The organism is Actinoalloteichus hoggarensis, from assembly GCF_002234535.1.
Taxonomy (GTDB): Bacteria; Actinomycetota; Actinomycetes; order Mycobacteriales; family Pseudonocardiaceae; genus Actinoalloteichus_A; species Actinoalloteichus_A hoggarensis.
The window spans coordinates 2,833,021-2,849,025 of the sequence record NZ_CP022521.1; the positions used below are offsets into that span (position 1 = coordinate 2,833,021).

The window sequence follows — 16,005 nt, forward strand, 5'->3', positions numbered from 1 at the left end:
ACTGGTTCCGTGACGGTCCTCGTCGAGCGTAGGCCTGTGATCGGTCGTGGCGGGATGCCGCCGAGTGGGGAAACCGGATGAGTCGGTCACGAGTCTCAGTAGCATGACTCGCTGTCCTCCCTGCGGGAAATCACGCTGCCGAACGTGTGAACCGCACTGTCAAGAAGGAGACTGAGGGTGACCGATCAGGACGCCTCCACCCGATCAAGGCGTCGCCTCGCCGGTCGCTATGTCCTCATGGAGGAGATCGGGCGCGGCGGCATGGGAGTGGTCTGGCGCGCCGAGGACACCGTGATAGGCAGGAACGTCGCCGTCAAGGAGTTACGTCCCCCGGAGGGGGTGCCTCAGCAGGAACGCGGCGTCCTGGAGGAACGGGTGCTTCGCGAGGCCCGCTCGGCGGGCAGGCTCAACGATCCGTCGATCGTGACCGTCTTCGACGTGGTGTCGGAGAACGCCGCCACCTACATCGTCATGGAACTGGTCGAGGCTCCGACGCTGGCCGACGTGGTGCAGGTCAACGGCCCCCTGCCCGCCGCACAGGTGATCGAACTCGGACGTCGGCTGTTGCACGCCCTCCAGACCGCCCATGCCGCGGGCATCGTGCATCGCGATGTGAAGCCCGGCAACATCATGGTGCTGCCCGACGGCAGAGCGAAGCTCACCGACTTCGGCATCGCACAGGCCGCGGACGATCCGCGTCTGACGACGACCGGACTGCTGGTGGGCTCGGCGACCTACATGGCCCCCGAACGGATCAGCGAGAACGCCGCCACCGCGGCCTCCGACCTGTGGGCGTTGGGCGCCACGCTCTTCCACGCGGTCGAGGGCCGTGCCCCGTTCGACCGGCCCACCACGGCGGCCACCCTGCACGCGATCCTGAACGACGTGCCCTACCTGACCCGTTGTCAGGGGCCGCTGGCCTCGGTGATCATGGGACTGCTGATCACCCGGCCGCATGCCCGTCTCACCGCCGAACAGGCCGCGGGACTGCTCGACGCCACCGCCGCACGTCCGGAACTGTCCGGCCCACTCGGCACGGCGGGCACCCAGCAGGTCACCAGCCCGATGGGTCCGCCGCCGGGCCACTACGGCGCCGCGGGCGGCGGCTACGCGATGCCCGGCGCGCGGATCGAGAAGAACCGACGTCGATGGCCCGCCGTGGTCGGCGCGCTGGTCGTCGTGATGCTCGCGAGCTTCGGCGGCGGCTACCTGACTCGCCTGGTCGGCTCGGCGGACGACGTGCAGGACGTCCCGGCGCATCTCGGCGGCGCCGTCGCCTACGGTTCGGGCGGCGAGCTGACCGGCTTCTCCCTCGGGGCCGGGGAATGCGCCAGCGGTGCGCTGTCGGGGCGGGGGTTCACTCGGGAGTCGGCCGTGCCCTGCGAGGAGGACCACGACTTCGAGGTCTTCCGCCGTAACCGGCCGTTCGACCTCGACACCGGGGCGGCCTATCCGGGGCGCGAGGAGCTGACCCGGTACGCGGCGGGCCTCTGCGAGCTGTACTTCACCTCGGACCGGATCGATCTCCCGGCCGACGAGTCGGACAACCTCGCCTTCACGGTGATCGTGCCCACCGAATCGGAATGGACGACCGATTCCGAGAACACCACCGGTCTGAACGACGAGAATCTGAGCTACTGCGTTCTGCACCGGACCGACGGCGCCACCATCACGGGCTCGATGCTCTCCTCGCCGGAGGACTGAGCCCGGACGCTGGACGCCGGACGCCGTGCGGGGGACCTCGGTCGCGTGGCGGGAGGCGCGTCCGCCGCAGGCGCCGCGGCCCGGTTCGCTGCCTCCGCGCCCGCCGGCGGAGCCGTTCGACGATGTCCGTCGCGGCGTCGACACCCGCGCCGACCCGGGGCCGCGGGGGCATGATGGGGCGCATCCGAGGAGACCACGCCCGACGAGTGGAGGAACCGTGACCGGCAGCGAGCCCAGTCAGCCAGCGGGAAACGAGGCCGACCTCGCCGAGCAGGAACGCGAGGTCGCCGATCTGGACGTCGGCAGCGGCGTCGAGGAGGGCGAGGATCTGCCGCTGGACACGGCGGCGGAGCTGCCCGCCGAGGCAGCGGAGGCGGACGTCGTCGAGCAGCGCGAGGAGCTGCTCGACGACGAGGAGGCCACCGAACACGACTGAGGATCATCGGCACGCGGACGTCCGCCTGCCTCGTGTGCTCTCGGACCTTCCGACGTTGGTCTTCGCGGCAGGCACACGCCGAGGCGCGAGTGCGGCTCCCGAGGTTCGGGCCGCACTCGCGCCTCGGCACGTCGCCAGGACCGGTGACGCCTAGTCGGTGCCGGACTTCTTCGTCGTGGTCACCGTCACGGCCTCGACCTTGGCCTTGGGCCCGCCGGCCTTCGGCGTCACGGTCTCGTCGGCGTTCTCGCCGTCCTCCTCGGGGGTGATCAGCCCGTCCTCGATGAGGGACCGCGAGACGTGGACGGTCAGCTCCTCCGCGCGACGCCTGCGCTGGATGCGCAGCGCCTCCTTGCGTTCGGCGCTGAACTCCTTCCACAACGCGACGGCCATCGCGATCATCACCACGCTGAACGGCAGCGCGATGAGGATCGCCATGGTCTGCAACGCTCCCAAGGCCTGTTCACCGCCTACGACCAGAAGGGCGATGGCGACGAGGCCTTCGGTGACACTCCAGAAGATCCGGCTCCAGGTCGGCGGTTCGGGATTGCCGCCGGAGGACAGCATGTCCACCACCAGCGAGCCGGAGTCCGACGAGGTGACGAAGAACATGATGATCAGCACGATGGTGACGATGCTGAGTATCCCGCCGAGTGGCAGGCCGTCCAGGAGAGCGAACAGCGAGCCCTCGGTGTCGACCGATCCGTCGGCGCCGATGAGGCCGCCGCCCTGGTTGAGCTCGCGGTACAGGGCGGTGCCGCCGAGGACGGTGAACCAGAGGAACGTGAAGACCGTGGGCACCAGCAGCACGCCCGCCACGAACTCCCGCACCGTGCGGCCGCGCGAGATCCTGGCGATGAACACGCCGACGAACGGCGCCCAGGAGATCCACCAGCCCCAGTAGAAGATGGTCCAGCCTGCCTGCCAGGCCTGGCCCTCCATGCCCTGCATCGCGGTCACGTCGAAGCTCAGGCTGACGAAGTTCTGGAGATAGCTGCCGGTCGCCTGGATGAACTCACGCAGCAGGAAGAGCGTCGGCCCGAAGGCCAGCACGTACAGCAGCAGGGATCCCGCGATGCCGACGTTGATGTTGGACAGCCACTTGATGCCCTTCTTCACGCCGGAGACCACCGAGAGGCTCGCCAACGCGGTGATCCCGATGATCAGCAGGATCTGAGTGGTCGTACCGGGATCGTCGACCAGATCGATGTATTCCAGGCCGGCGGCGACCTGCAGCACACCGAATCCGAGCGACGTCGCGACGCCGAAGAGCGTGCCGACGATGGCGATGACGTCGACCGCGTCGCCGATCTTGCCCTTGACCCGGTCGCCCAGCAGCGGTTCGAGCGCCCAGCGGATCGACACGGGACGGCCGCGGCGATGAACGGCGTAGGCGATGGCCAGACCGACGATCACGTAGATCGCCCACGGCTGGAGACCCCAGTGCAGGAAGGTCTGCACCAGCGCGCCCTCGGCGAGCTGGGTGGGGTCCGTGTTCGGGTCCGTCCCCGGCTTGGGGCTGGCGAAGTGGCCCAGCGGCTCGGCGACGCCGAAGAACACCAGTCCGATGCCCATGCCCGCGGCGAAGAGCATCCCGAGCCAGGGGAGGAAGCGGAACTCGGGCTTCTCGTCGTCCTTGCCGAGCTTGATGTCGCCGAAGTGGCTGACGCCGACCCAGATGGAGAAGACGACGAAGGCGGCGACCAGCAGGACGTAGTACCAGCCGAAGACGCCGATCACGTTCTCCTGGATCGCGCCGAGCACGCCCTGCGCGGTTCCGGGGAAGAGCATGGCGAACAGCACGAAGACCAGGATGATCCCGGCGGCGGGCCAGAAGACTCTGGGCGCCATCGAACTCTTCTTCTTGGGGACCTTGGTCGTGTCGTCGACGGCTGCGGGTGGTGATTTCGGTGCTGACGCGGGCACGAGTCGTGCGCCTCCCAGATTCAATAGTTCGGACGGTTGACGGCAAACTGCCTAACGCAGCGTAGTGGCTGCCCCCAGCAGGTCTGAAGTCGGTGTGAAGGACCGGCGACGATCATCCCTGACTTCGGCGTCCGGCAGGTGGCGAATCGGAGAAGATCTGCCGGTGTGCCACCGGCCTGCGCAGGCTGTCTCACCCGCTGGGGCAGCCGCCGGAAATTCGCCATTGAAACGGTATATGGCCAGCTAGACGGCTTGTTGATTAGTCGGATCAGATCGTTTGATCATCGGAGTCTGCGAATCCACGGCGCACCGGGACCGGTCACGGATCGTTTTCCGATCGCAATACGACGGCGATCAGAGTTCGTCGTCGACTTGCCGCCCGCGGCGCCGGAACCCGGCCTGTCGCGGATGCGCGCTCGCGGCGACGGCACTTGAACGGTCGAGCGTTCCCACGGTTGGTCACTTTCCGTGTTCAGATCGATTCGGCCCCGCTGGTCGCGGTCGTCGGCGTGCTCGGGCCTCACGTGGTACTCGCTCCTTCGCCGGGCCCGCGGGTCGTCCTGGCTCGCCTCGGTGCCGTCGTGTGAGCGGTGACACGGGCGGACCGGTGTCCTCCGCCGGGGTGATCGCCATGAGCACGCCTGGCCCGGGGAGGCTTGAGCGGACCGGGTCTGAGCGAATGGTCCGATCGGGCCGGGCTCGAGCGACTGGTTCTAAACGAAGGAGCCCCTGATCCGGGTTCGCCGGCTCGGCTTGACCGGCATCCGCCGAGAGTCGCCGTCTGAGCGGAGTGCGACCCTCACGGGGACTCGACGGTCGCGGCCGGTGCTCGGCACTCGGCACGCAGGGCGTGACAGGCCGGGGAGCCCGTGGCATGCGGACCGGCCGACGTGCCCGTCGTCGACCTCTGTGCTCGGCTCCTGACGTCTGCCGAGGCCGCCGGTGGACCACTCGATCGATATCTTGCGCATGTCGAACGTGTGTTCGATTATCGAGTCATGATCTTTCACCGCGTTCTCAGGGCGCTTCTCGCACTGATCACCGACCGACCGCAGCGGCGAGCGCCCGCGGCGCCGGCCACCCCGGCCCCGTTCCGACTGTCGGGCCGTTCTTCGGGGCGGGCGTGTCGCCGCCCGTCCGGCAGCGGTCGTGTCGGCCGACGGGCTCGCCGCGCGTTCCCATCGGTTCCCTCCGGGCCATGGGGCGGGGTGTCGCCTGCCGCCGTGCGAGCGCGGGCGTCGCCCGTTCGACAGGGCTCAACTCAGTCGGGCGTGGAGCTCGGCGGCGGAGACCGCGTGCCGTTCCAGGTCCGACCAGGGGTCTCCCTTGGACGCCAGCCGACGCGGCACGTTGTCGACGTGATAGGCGTCGGGTCGGACCCTGGCCAGTTCATGCGGCTCGATCGGCGTCGCCACGGGCGCACCCGGTCTGGCCCGCGTCGAGTACGGTGCGATCACCGTCTGCGCGTGGCCGTTGCGGTTCACGTCGAGCAGCACCCGGCCGTTCCGCCGGTCCCGCCGCTGCTCGACGGTGAAGCGTCGGTCCTCCTCGGCCAGGCGAGCCGCCATCTCGCGGGCGGCGGCCAGCACCTCGTCCACCGGGCAGTCCGGCACGAGCGGGGCCATCACGTGGAACCCCTTGCCGCCGGTGGTCTGCACGTACGGCGTCAGGCCGGTCTCCTCGAACCGCTCGCTCACGCGCCGGACCAGCGGCCTGAGCTCCTTCGGATCGTGACCGGGCGGCGGGTCGAGATCCACCACGAACCGGTCCGGGTGGTCCGGCCGATCGGCGGGGCACAGCCGGATGTGCAGCTCCAGGCTGGCGAGGTTGGCCAGGTACACCAGCGTCGACTCGTCCTCACAGACGACGTGGCGGACCGAGCCCGCCCGGTGCCGATGAGGGACCGACACGGTGTGCACCCAGGAGGGCAGCCGTCCGCCCGAGTCCTTCTGGAAGAAGCCCGGCGACTCGATGCCCTCGGGATAGCGGCGCAGCGTCAGCAGCCTGTTACGCAGATGGGGCAGCGCCGTGGCGGCGACGGCACGGTAGTAGTCGACGATCTCGCCCTTGGTGATCTCGGCACGCTCGTCCGTCGCCGGGTAGAGGACCTTCGTCGGATTCGACAGCGTCAGCGTCCTGCCGTCGATCTCGACACGCTCTCGGCGGGTCATGTCGCTGCTCCTCCGCGGTCGCTGGCCGGAACGGGGCTTGTCATCGCGGGCCCGGATGCTGCCCGCGACGTCAGGGACGGTCCGGCGGTCCGCCCACCGCCCGGTCGATCAGGAGCCTTCGGCGAGATCGTGATTCGTGCGGCCGGTCAAGACCGATTCGAGGCTGTTCTCGGCGAGATGTGCCTGACGGTCCACGCCTTCGCCGCGTGCCTTCACGAGCAGCCACGATTCCTGCCGTCCGGCGGCGGGAGTCCTGGTGAGCGCGAACGGACCCGTGAGCCTGCGGCCGTGCAGCCAGAAGGTCAGATGACCCCTGTCCAGTGCGTCCTCGACGCTCACCGGCTGTTTTCGCCGATCGTGGGAGTGGTTGTCGTAGGTTCCGGTGTCCCACACCACGACGGTTCCCGCGCCGTACTGGCCCCGTGGAATCACGCCCTCGAAGCCCGCGTAGTCCATCGGATGGTCCTCGGTGCGCACGGCCAGCCGTTTCTCTCCGGGGTCGAGGGACGGCCCGCGCGGCACCGCCCAGGAGACGAGGACGCCGTCGATCTCCAATCGCAGATCGAAGTGCAGTCGACGGGCGTCGTGGCGTTGGATCACGAAGATCGGACGCTCTCCGGGTTCGCCGCCGCTCGGCTCGCCGGAGACCGAAGTGTCACGCCTGCCCGTGTAGGCCTTCAGCCGCTCGTCGTGGGACATGTCCGTACTCCGTTCCCTCATGTCTCAGGGCCTCGTCCGTACCGCCGCCCGTGTTCCTCCTCGGCTCGTGTGGTGTCCTGCCGCGTCGGCGTCCCGCCCGGTCAGGTCTCCGGCCCCGGCGTCACCTGGCGGGCTCCTCTCTGTCGAGACCGTCTCCGCTGGAGCCCCCGTCGGCTCGTCTCGCGCGCGATGACGCGCATCGCTGCCGGCCCTGTCCCGCCCGTCGAGGCGTCGCAGGAACCCGTCGAGGGTGCTCGTCCGTCGGCCAGGGCATCGAGCGGAGGGAATGATCACCTGTTCGCCGGGAACACATCATGGGATGGACAGAGCCTCGATCAGCAGCGCGACATCGCCGTCAGGCATCGCCTCTCCCGCTGCGGCGAGCGAGACGACACCGATCAGCCGGGAGCCGTCCAACACCGGCAGCCGGCGAAGCCGGTGATCGATCATGATGTTGATCAGCCCCTCGGCCGAGTCGTCGGGCAGGATGCTGACGGGCTTGTCGCCGTCCAGCTCGCCGATGGTCGTCCGTTCCCGGCCGAGACCGCCTGCGAGCACCTGTCGCATGATGTCTCGCTGGCCGAGCATGGCGACGAGACCGCCGTCGGAGTCGCAGACCGGCATCGACTCCACGTCGAGCTCCTGAATACGGCTCACGGCCGAGTGGAGCGTCTCCTCGACGCGGAGGAACGCCGGGTCAGGGGTCATGATGTGTCGAGCGGCAGTCATCGAGGTCTCCTCCATCCTGCCCGAGGTCGGTCGGGCCGGTGGTAGGCGTACTACCTCGATCCAGCTACCGCCAAACCCCGCAGCCCGTCGACCAGCGACGATTCATGCCGGGAGCCCCGTGGTGTTCCGCGTCCACACTCGGTGCCCCGCCACGGAGTCCGCGAAGGAGGTGAGGAAGCGCGTAGGCGTCTGGTCATGCGTGGTCCCGCTGGTGAGGACGCCCTGGTCCGACACCAGGTCCTCGCCTGGTTGGGCGAGGCGGAAGCCGGTCAGGTTCGCCGTCTGCAGCAGTTGCACCCCCGCGCCGAGGGCGCCCACCGTCTTGGCGTGTCGGACGGCCTCCGCGACGAAGTGCACCGCGCCGCCGTCCGCGCGCAGCGTGTCGACCGACTCCGCTCCGTCGGCGACCAGCACGGCGTCGTAGAGCACGGACGCCATCGTGGGCAACGCGCGATCCGCCGTCACCACCGGGCCGTCCTCGTGGCCCTCGTCGTTCTCCTCGGCACGCAGCGGGCCCTCCTGAGGCGCGACGACCTCGACGATCATCCCCATCTCGGTCAGTGCGGAGCGTAGCGAGCGCAGCAGTCCGCCACGCACGCCGTCGGCCGCCAGGACGGCGACGGTGCGGGTTCGGACGGTGTCGTGGACGGTGTTCTCCTGGCTGAGTGCCGGAGAGGCGTCGGTGTGCGTCCTGGGCGGCGGACCCGTCGGCGTCGCTATGCCGATGCCCGGGGCGACTCGCTCGGCCAGTTCTCGGGAGATCCGGTCCAGGTGTTCGACGACGCGCTCGCGCACCTGCCGATCGGTGCACTTGCCCAGTTCGAAGCGGAAGGCGGCGACGATGTGCTCGCGTTCCCAGCCGGACATGCTGTTCCAGAAGAGGGTCGCCTGGCTGTGGTGATCGGCGAAGCTCCCGCTGCGGGTCCGGATCTTGTGCCCCTCGACCTTCTCCTGCAGGTGACGAAAGCCGCCTTCGGCGTTGCTGGACACCATGGGGTACCCGGCGTCGAGGCTGTTCTTGTGGTAAGGGGCGCGGCCGAGGTGGATGCGCTGTTGTCCGTATCCGTCGCGCAGGTTGTCGTGCACGGGGGTGATCGGCCGGTTGACGGGGAGCTGGCTGAAGTTCGGCCCGCCGAGCCGGATCAGCTGGGTGTCCAGGTAGGAGAAGTTGCGAGCCTGCAGCAGTGGGTCGTTGGTGAAGTCGATTCCGGGGACGAGATTCGCGGTGTGGAAGGCTATCTGCTCGGTCTCGGCGAAGAAGTCGTCCGGGTTGCGATCGAGGACCAGCCTGCCCACGGGCAGCACGGGGACGATCTCCTCCGGGATCAGCTTCGTCGCGTCCAGCAGGTCGAAGTCGAAGGAGAACTCGTCGGACTCCGGTACCAGCTGGACGCCGAGTTCCCATTCCGGGTGATCACCCGCCTCGATGGCGTTCCAGAGGTCCCGGCGGTGAAAGTCCGGATCATTGCCTGCGACGCGCTGATACTCCTCCCAGATCATCGAGTGCGTGCCCAGCTTCGGCGTCCAGTGGAACTTGACGAAGGTGCCGACTCCCGCGGCGTCGACGAGCCGGAAGGTGTGGACGCCGAAGCCCTGCATCATCCGGTAGCTGCGTGGGAGCGATCGATCCGACATCAGCCACATCACGACGTGCAGCGACTCGGGGTGCAGGCCCACGAAGTCCCAGAAGGTGTCGTGGGCGGACTGGGCCTGCGGAATCTCGTTGTGCGGCTCCGGCTTCACGGCGTGGACGAAGTCGGGGAACTTGATGCCGTCCTGGATGAAGAACACCGGCATGTTGTTGCCGACCAGGTCGTAGTTGCCCTGCCTGGTGTAGAAGCGGGTGGCGAAGCCTCGGACGTCGCGCACCGTGTCGGCGGAGCCTCGGGAGCCCGCGACGGTGGAGAACCGGACGAAGACCGGGGTGCGGATGGAGGGGTCGCGCAGGAACTCGGCGACAGTGTGGTCGGCCAGCGAGTCGTCGTACGGTTGGAAGTACCCGTAGGCGCCCGCGCCGCGGGCGTGTACCACCCGTTCTGGGATGCGCTCGTGGTCGAAGTGGGTGATCTTCTCCCTGGCGTGGAAGTCCTCGAGCAGGGTCGGTCCGCGTTCGCCGACGGTCAGGGAGTCGTCGGTGTGCTCGACTCGGACGCCCTGGCTCGTGGTCAGCCTCGCGCCGGCGGGGTCCACCCGTGCCGAGGCGAGATCCGCGTCCTTCTCGTCGCCTCCTCTGGCGGGATCGACGGGGTGCTCTTCCGGCTCCGGCGAGACCGCCATGGTCGTCCTCCTGATCCTCGATGCCCGGCTTTCGCCGTCGAATACCCGGAGACCGGCCCGGCTAACGTGTGGCGGACGTCGTCCGTGCGGTCTCGAGCGAGACCCGAGCGTCGATGCGGTGGCGTCGAGCGCGCACCACCGGCGGCGAGACGACCCGCCTGGACGAGATCGGCCCTACCGGCCTCGGCCGGCCTGCCGTTGACCGGTCCTGTCTCCGTCCCGCCGGGCTGGATCAGGGCGGCCTTCGAACACGGTCGGTCCCGGTAGGCGGATTCCGCCCGCGGTCTTCGGGTCGCCTTGTCCGCCCTGCGCCGTGCGGCTCGTCCTGAAGCCGGCCTGACCTGGACTCGTCTGCTCGCGACGGCATCGCCCCGAGGACGGCGCCGAGCACGCGATCACGGGCGGCTCGAGTCGGGCCTGCTGTTCGGCGAAGAGCAGGAGTGGCATCGTGTCCGCGATCAGCGGAATGCCGATCTCGCAGGTTCCCTCGCCTGGCACGGCGGCGGTCTCACCGCTCACGGCGACCGGCCCGCCGTCGCCGTGGGAAGGGCGGCGGGCCGTCCGGGCGGAACCGAGAGCTCGTCGTGGCGGATCAGCGCCTGCCGACCGCCGCGTACGCGCCGGACTGCTCGGGCAGCGCGTCCTCGTGCTCACGATCGCCTCGCCAGGCGGCGGTGAACACCACCCCGGGCGGCATGATCTCGAAGCCCGTCAACAACGCGGCGATCTCGTCGCGGCCGCGCATGGTGGCGGGGTTGGCGCTCTGCTTGTACTGCTCGGCCAACGCGGCCACCTCGGGGACGCCGTCGGTGGTGCCGTGGGAGAGCACCAGCATGCTGCCGGGGGCCATGACGTCTCGATACGCGGCGACGATGCCGGCCGGATCGTCGGAGTCCGGGACGAAGTGGAGCAGGGCGACCATCAGGACGGCCACCGGCTGATCGAAGTCCAGCAGCTCTCGGACCTCGGGATGGTCGAGCAGAGTGCGCGGCTCGCGAACGTCGGCCAGGATCGCCGTGGTGTTCGGGTCGTCCAAGAGGAGCTGCCGACTGTGGGCGATCGCGACGGGCTCGTTGTCGGCGTAGACCACGCGAGCGTCGGAGGTGATCTTCCGCGCGACCTCGTGGACGTTGCCGACGGTCGGGATGCCGGAACCGATGTCGAGGAACTGCCGGATGCCCTGATCGAGGCAGAACTGCACGGACCTGCGTAGGAACGATCGGTTGAGCATGGCCACCAAGCGCGCGCCGGGGAATCTGGCCAGGGCACGCTCGGCGAACTCACGGTCCACCTTGAAGTTGGTGCTGCCGCCGAGGACGTAGTCGTAGATCCGTGCCGCACTCGGCCGATCGACGTCGATCGTCTCGGGAAGGCTGGGCTGTTTGTCCGTCACGGTGACCTCCACTGCGCCGAATCCGTGGCTCTCGGTATGTAACCTGCTCGAATGGGTGAGTGACGTTACATTGGTCGGGTGGTCGCCCCGTGATCGCTCACGTCTCTCGTGCTCGGGGGCCCATCGAGATCAACCTCGGCTGAGGTAGGTTCGCCCGGTGTTGGCCGACCGCATTGCCGCAAGCCTGGTGTCGATCCCGGACTTCCCCACGCCGGGTGTGCTCTTCCGCGACCTGGCCGGGATCTACGCCGATCCAGAGCTGTTCGGTGCGGCGGTGACGGAGCTGTCACGCCGGTTCGCCGAGCGGTTCGACGCGGTTCTGGCCATCGAGGCACGCGGGTTCGTCCTGGGGGCCGCCCTGGCCCGGCACGCGGCGCGGCCGCTCATTCTGGCGCGGAAGCCCGGCAGACTCCCCGGTGAGGTGCTGGAGGAGAGCTACTCGTTGGAGTACGGCACGAACACGCTGCAGATCGGCAGGCAGGCGGTCTTCCCCGGCACCCGGGTCCTCATCGTCGACGACCTCCTGGCCACCGGAGGCACCTTCGCCGCCGCCGCACGGCTGGTGACGGCGGCCGGCGGCACCGTGGCCGGGATGGCGACCCTGGTGAGCCTGGCGGGCCTCGGCGCCGACCGGACCCTGGCGGGCCAGGAGGTCGCCTCGCTGTGTGACGTGCCCGCCGCAGGCTTCTGAGTCGAACGCACCACGCCGGGCGCGGCAGGCGCGACGACTCGATCCCCGATGCTCACTGCACGGCAGGCGCGGGCGGCCTCGTCCGTCCGAACGTCGACCGCCCGCCATCGTCGTCGGCCGTACGCCCTCGGCCCGAGCTCGGGCCCACCGTGGTGGAGTCGCCCCAGGCCACGCCGACAGCGCCGTCCTCTCGACTGCGACAGCTCCCCCGACCGCGCCGGCGCCGGCCGCCCGGGCCGCCGCGGCGTCCTCATCGCCGGTTCGATCAGATCAGGACGATCTGCTCCATGCGGCGCAGGGTCTCCTGCATCGATCGGAGGTTACGGCGCGGGATGCCTGCCACCTCGTAGGCCTTCGGCCACCTGACCGCGGACCAGTCGAAGGTCTCCACGACCTCGGTGCGCTCCTCGTCCAGCGCGCGGAACTCCCAGCGCCAGACGTGCAGACCCATGTGCCGCCAGGCGATCAGCTTGCCCTCCTCGAACTCCACCACTCTGTTCTGGATCTTGTAGGGCACGCCGAGGCGCATCGTCATCCCGAACCGCGACCCGAGTTCGAGTCGGTCCGGTGTGCCGTCCTGTGCCGACCGGACCGTTCCCGACCCGTCGATCAGCGCGTGCTTCGACGGGTCGGCCACGATGGCGAACAGGCGTTCGGCGGGCGCGGAGATGGTGCGGGTCGCGCTGATCTGACGGTCTTCCATCGTGCCTCCAGAGTTGACGTCTCACTGCTTGATACCCGAACTTCGCGCGATGTGAGTGGTGTTGATCAACACAGCGTCGGGCGGCGATCGTCATCGCTGCTCGGCGGCCCCGCCGTCGCCGTCGCCGGGCGTGTCGACATCGGCGTCGGGGGCTGGGTCGAGCGCCCCGTCCTGGCCTGCGGCCGGGGTGTCGACCGGACCGCGGGGCGTGCCCCTGCGTGCCCAGTACGTCGCGATCACCGCACCGGAGATGTTGTGCCACACCGAGAACAGCGCGGCGGGGAGCGCGGCCAGGGGGGTGAAATGCACGGTGGCCAGACTCGCCGCGAGCCCGGAGTTCTGCATGCCGACCTCGACGCTGACCGCGCGCCGTGCCGATTCGTCGAAGCCTGCGAACCGCGCGGCGAACCAGCCCAGCGCCAGACCGGCCGAGTTGTGCAGCACCACTGCCAGCACGAGGAGCAGGCCGCTGCTGAGCACCGCGGCGGCGTTGGCGCCGACCACCGCGGCCACCACGAGGACGATTCCCGTCACCGACACCAGTGGCAGGAACGGCAGCACCCGCTCCACGACGCGGCCGGCGAACGTGCGGAGGAGCAGGCCTGCCACCACCGGGACCAGGACGACCTGCACGATCGACAGCAGCAGACCACCCGCGTCCACCGGCAGCGCCGATCCGGCCAGCCACAAGACCAGCAGTGGGGTGAACAGCGGGGACAGCAGCGTGGAGACCGAGGTCATCGTCACCGACAAGGCCACGTCGCCCTTGGCGAGGTAGACGATGACGTTGGACGCCGTGCCGCCGGGTGCGGCGCCGACCAGCACCATGCCGACCATCAGTTCCGGTGCCAGCCCGAGCAGCGTGCCGATGACCCATGCCGTGAGCGGCATGATGACGAACTGGGCGATGAGCCCGACGATCACGGCGTAGGGCCGCTTGAGGATCAGGGCGAAGTCCCGGCCGCGCAGCGTCAGACCCATCCCGAACATGATCACGCCGAGCAGCAGGGGAACCCACGGCGCCAGCGTCGCGGCAGGTCCGGGGATGAGGAGACCGACGATCGCGCCGAGCAGTACCAGCAGCGCGAACCAGCGGCCCACGGCTGTGGCGAGGCGGATGAGCGGCGAAGCGCCGTCGGTCATGGCTCCTCCAGTCGACCGGGGTGTGTCGTCGTCCCGGACGGCGGGAGACCATCCGGTCTGGACACGCGCCGAAGGCTACCCCGACGTCGCGCCTGCTCAGCCAGGCCGTCTGCCGCGCCGCGTCCCGGTAGACGCCCTGGCCGGGCTGCGGCCGAGACTGTGACCGCGGCAGGCCGCGGGCGACGAGCCGCTGCCGTCGCCGACCGGTGGTTCGACCGCCGCGTCGCCGGTGTGGGGGAGCCCGCGGGCTCCCCGCCGGCGCACCGGCCCTGCCGGGCGGCGGCCGTGCTCGTGATAGGCAGTCCGACGTGACTCGACGACACGGACGCGCCGGCGGCAGCACGCCTGCGCGAGATCGGGGACGGCCGCGTTCGCGCGGCGCGGGCGGCGGCGACGTGAACGCGCTCGCCGCGCTGCTGGAACGGCTCGACGGCGGCGGCTATCCGGCCTATCGCGATCTGCACGGCGACTGGGTCTTTCCGCGGTTCACGCTGAGCGTTCGTCGAGTGCAGGCGGACCCGTTCGCTCCGCCGAGCCGGTTGGAGGTGCGAGTCCCCGCGGCCGAGGCCGGTCTGCCCGTCGAGTTGTGGTGCACTCCGGCCGCGGTGCGGGCGACCAGCTGCCATCTGCTGCGCCGGTTCGCCGCCGCCCTGGGCACGACAGAAGCGCGATCGGAGCACGGGGCACACGAGGACACCGGCTCGCGCCGATCGACTCGCGGAACCGGGCCGTTCGCCGTGGACGTGGGCGGTCCGGAGATCCTCGATCGCAGCGCCGGTCGCATCGTCGACGGCGAGTTGACGCTGCGCTTCGCGTTGGCGCTTCCTGCCCACGGCCGCCGCATCGACGGCGTCGCCGCCCGTTGCGCGCTGCTCGACACGTTGCCCGCCGCCGTCGACGCGGTGTGTGGGGACCGAGCCGATCTGGCGACGGCCCGCCGCTTCGTCACCACGGTGGAGGACGCCGTCGCCCTGCGCGAGATGCTCCCCGATCTGGGGCTCGTCGCCTTCGTCGCCGACGGCGCCGTCCTGCCCCGGCGCTCCGGCGTGGAGGAGGAGCCCATGAGCGGCGCGCTGCCGTTCCGCGCCCCCGAGTCGATGACCGTCCGGGTCCGGCTGCCGCATCGGGGCGAGGTCAGCGGACTCGGGATCGCCGAGGGCGTCACGGTGGTCGTCGGCGGCGGCTACCACGGCAAGTCCACCCTGCTGCGGGCGCTGGAACACGGCGTCTACGACCACGCCCCCGGCGACGGTCGGGAACTGGTCGTGACGAGGCAGGACGCGGTGAAGATCCGCGCGGAGGACGGCCGCGCGGTGACCAGGGCCGACGTCAGCGCGTTCCTCTCGCACCTTCCCCAGGGCACCGCCACGGACGACTTCAGCACGGCCGACGCCTCCGGCTCCACCTCCCAGGCCGCGTCGATCGTGGAGGCGTTGGAGGCGGGCTCGCGGGCTCTGCTGATCGACGAGGACACCGCCGCGACCAACCTCATGATCCGTGACGGCAGGATGCGCGCCCTGGTGGCGGCCGAGCACGAGCCGCTCACGCCCCTGCTCGACGTCGTACGATCGTTGGCCCGTGATCATCGGGTGTCGACGATCGTCGTCACCGGCGGCTCCGGTGACTACCTGGCCGTCGCCGACCGGGTCGTCATGATGGAGTCCTATCGGCCGTACGAGGTCACCGAACGTGCACGGCTGCTCGGCGGGGAGCGAGCCGAGGGGGAGGACCGCCCCTTCCCTCCCGTCCGGGCCAGGATCGTCCGAGGCGACTCGCTCGCCGCCGCGATCGGGCCGCGGCGTCGAATCCGCGCCAGAGGACGGGACGCGGTGCTGCTGGGTGAGGCGGAGATCGACCTGCGCGCCGTCGAACAGCTGGTGGACCCCGCGCAGCTCGTCGGGGTCGGTCTCGCGCTGGCCGCATTGACCATCGGCGACAGGCTCGACGGCGGTCGACCGATTCGCGCGGCGTTGGAGTCCCTCGCCGCCGAGATCGCCGATCAGGGTCTCGAGGTGCTTGCCGACGGGTTCGCCGGCGATCTGGCCGTGCCCAGAATGCTGGAGGTCGCCGCCGCGCTGAACCGGCTGCGCGGCCTGCGTGTCGCCGGCTTCACCGCCGACTGACCCGTCCGCG

General features: G+C 69.9%; 12 protein-coding genes. 4 read left to right on the top strand and 8 right to left on the bottom strand.

Annotated features, from left to right (window positions below; translation table 11 throughout):
- Nucleotides 1–177: 177 nt before the first annotated feature.
- Both AHOG_RS12485 and AHOG_RS12490 read left to right on the top strand, forming a co-directional pair.
- The gene (locus AHOG_RS12485) at nucleotides 178–1,704 is read left to right on the top strand and encodes a serine/threonine-protein kinase (RefSeq protein WP_157736789.1); all 1,527 of its coding nucleotides are present in this window, start codon (nucleotides 178–180) and stop codon (nucleotides 1,702–1,704) included.
- Nucleotides 1,705–1,921: 217 nt separating this feature from the next.
- Entirely contained in the window at nucleotides 1,922–2,140 is a 219-nt protein-coding gene (locus tag AHOG_RS12490; RefSeq protein ID WP_093941511.1) for a hypothetical protein, read from the top strand.
- A gap of 150 nt (nucleotides 2,141–2,290) precedes the next feature.
- On the opposite strand, the gene AHOG_RS12495 is transcribed toward AHOG_RS12490, so the two are convergent.
- The 6 genes from AHOG_RS12495 to AHOG_RS12525 all read right to left on the bottom strand — a co-directional run bounded on the left by AHOG_RS12495 (nucleotide 2,291) and on the right by AHOG_RS12525 (nucleotide 11,335).
- Nucleotides 2,291–3,991 carry a BCCT family transporter gene (locus tag AHOG_RS12495; RefSeq protein WP_093941512.1) on the bottom strand — a complete coding sequence of 567 codons (1,701 nt, stop codon included), beginning with the start codon at nucleotides 3,989–3,991 and terminating at the stop codon, nucleotides 2,291–2,293.
- A 1,331-nt stretch (nucleotides 3,992–5,322) separates the two neighbouring features.
- On the bottom strand, nucleotides 5,323–6,237 hold the full coding sequence (gene ligD / locus AHOG_RS12500) for a non-homologous end-joining DNA ligase (protein WP_093941513.1): 915 nt from the start codon (nucleotides 6,235–6,237) through the stop codon (nucleotides 5,323–5,325).
- A gap of 108 nt (nucleotides 6,238–6,345) precedes the next feature.
- Nucleotides 6,346–6,936, bottom strand: coding sequence for a DNA polymerase ligase N-terminal domain-containing protein (locus tag AHOG_RS12505; protein WP_093941514.1), 591 nt, complete (start codon nucleotides 6,934–6,936; stop codon nucleotides 6,346–6,348).
- 312 nt (nucleotides 6,937–7,248) lie between these two features.
- The gene (locus AHOG_RS12510) at nucleotides 7,249–7,665 is read right to left on the bottom strand and encodes a CBS domain-containing protein (RefSeq protein ID WP_169725848.1); all 417 of its coding nucleotides are present in this window, start codon (nucleotides 7,663–7,665) and stop codon (nucleotides 7,249–7,251) included.
- A 102-nt stretch (nucleotides 7,666–7,767) separates the two neighbouring features.
- Nucleotides 7,768–9,942, bottom strand: a complete 2,175-nt coding sequence (locus AHOG_RS12515; protein ID WP_093941516.1) for a catalase — start codon at nucleotides 9,940–9,942, stop codon at nucleotides 7,768–7,770.
- A gap of 592 nt (nucleotides 9,943–10,534) precedes the next feature.
- Nucleotides 10,535–11,335: an SAM-dependent methyltransferase gene (locus AHOG_RS12525; protein WP_093944399.1), complete on the bottom strand. Its 801-nt coding sequence runs from the start codon at nucleotides 11,333–11,335 to the stop codon at nucleotides 10,535–10,537.
- A 157-nt stretch (nucleotides 11,336–11,492) separates the two neighbouring features.
- Between AHOG_RS12525 and AHOG_RS12530 the strand changes: the two genes are divergently transcribed.
- Nucleotides 11,493–12,026 carry an adenine phosphoribosyltransferase gene (locus AHOG_RS12530; protein ID WP_093941518.1) on the top strand — a complete coding sequence of 178 codons (534 nt, stop codon included), beginning with the start codon at nucleotides 11,493–11,495 and terminating at the stop codon, nucleotides 12,024–12,026.
- Between the two features lie 265 nt (nucleotides 12,027–12,291).
- Here the strand turns inward: AHOG_RS12530 and AHOG_RS12535 are convergent, their stop codons facing one another.
- Together AHOG_RS12535 and AHOG_RS12540 are read right to left on the bottom strand one after the other, a co-directional pair.
- Nucleotides 12,292–12,729 (bottom strand): SRPBCC family protein, encoded by a 438-nt coding sequence (locus AHOG_RS12535; protein ID WP_093941519.1) that lies wholly within the window; start codon nucleotides 12,727–12,729, stop codon nucleotides 12,292–12,294.
- A gap of 90 nt (nucleotides 12,730–12,819) precedes the next feature.
- Entirely contained in the window at nucleotides 12,820–13,872 is a 1,053-nt protein-coding gene (locus AHOG_RS12540; protein WP_093941520.1) for a bile acid:sodium symporter family protein, read from the bottom strand.
- 308 nt (nucleotides 13,873–14,180) lie between these two features.
- Between AHOG_RS12540 and AHOG_RS12545 the strand changes: the two genes are divergently transcribed.
- Nucleotides 14,181–15,995 (top strand): ABC-ATPase domain-containing protein, encoded by a 1,815-nt coding sequence (locus tag AHOG_RS12545; RefSeq protein ID WP_245856714.1) that lies wholly within the window; start codon nucleotides 14,181–14,183, stop codon nucleotides 15,993–15,995.
- Nucleotides 15,996–16,005 lie beyond the last annotated feature (10 nt).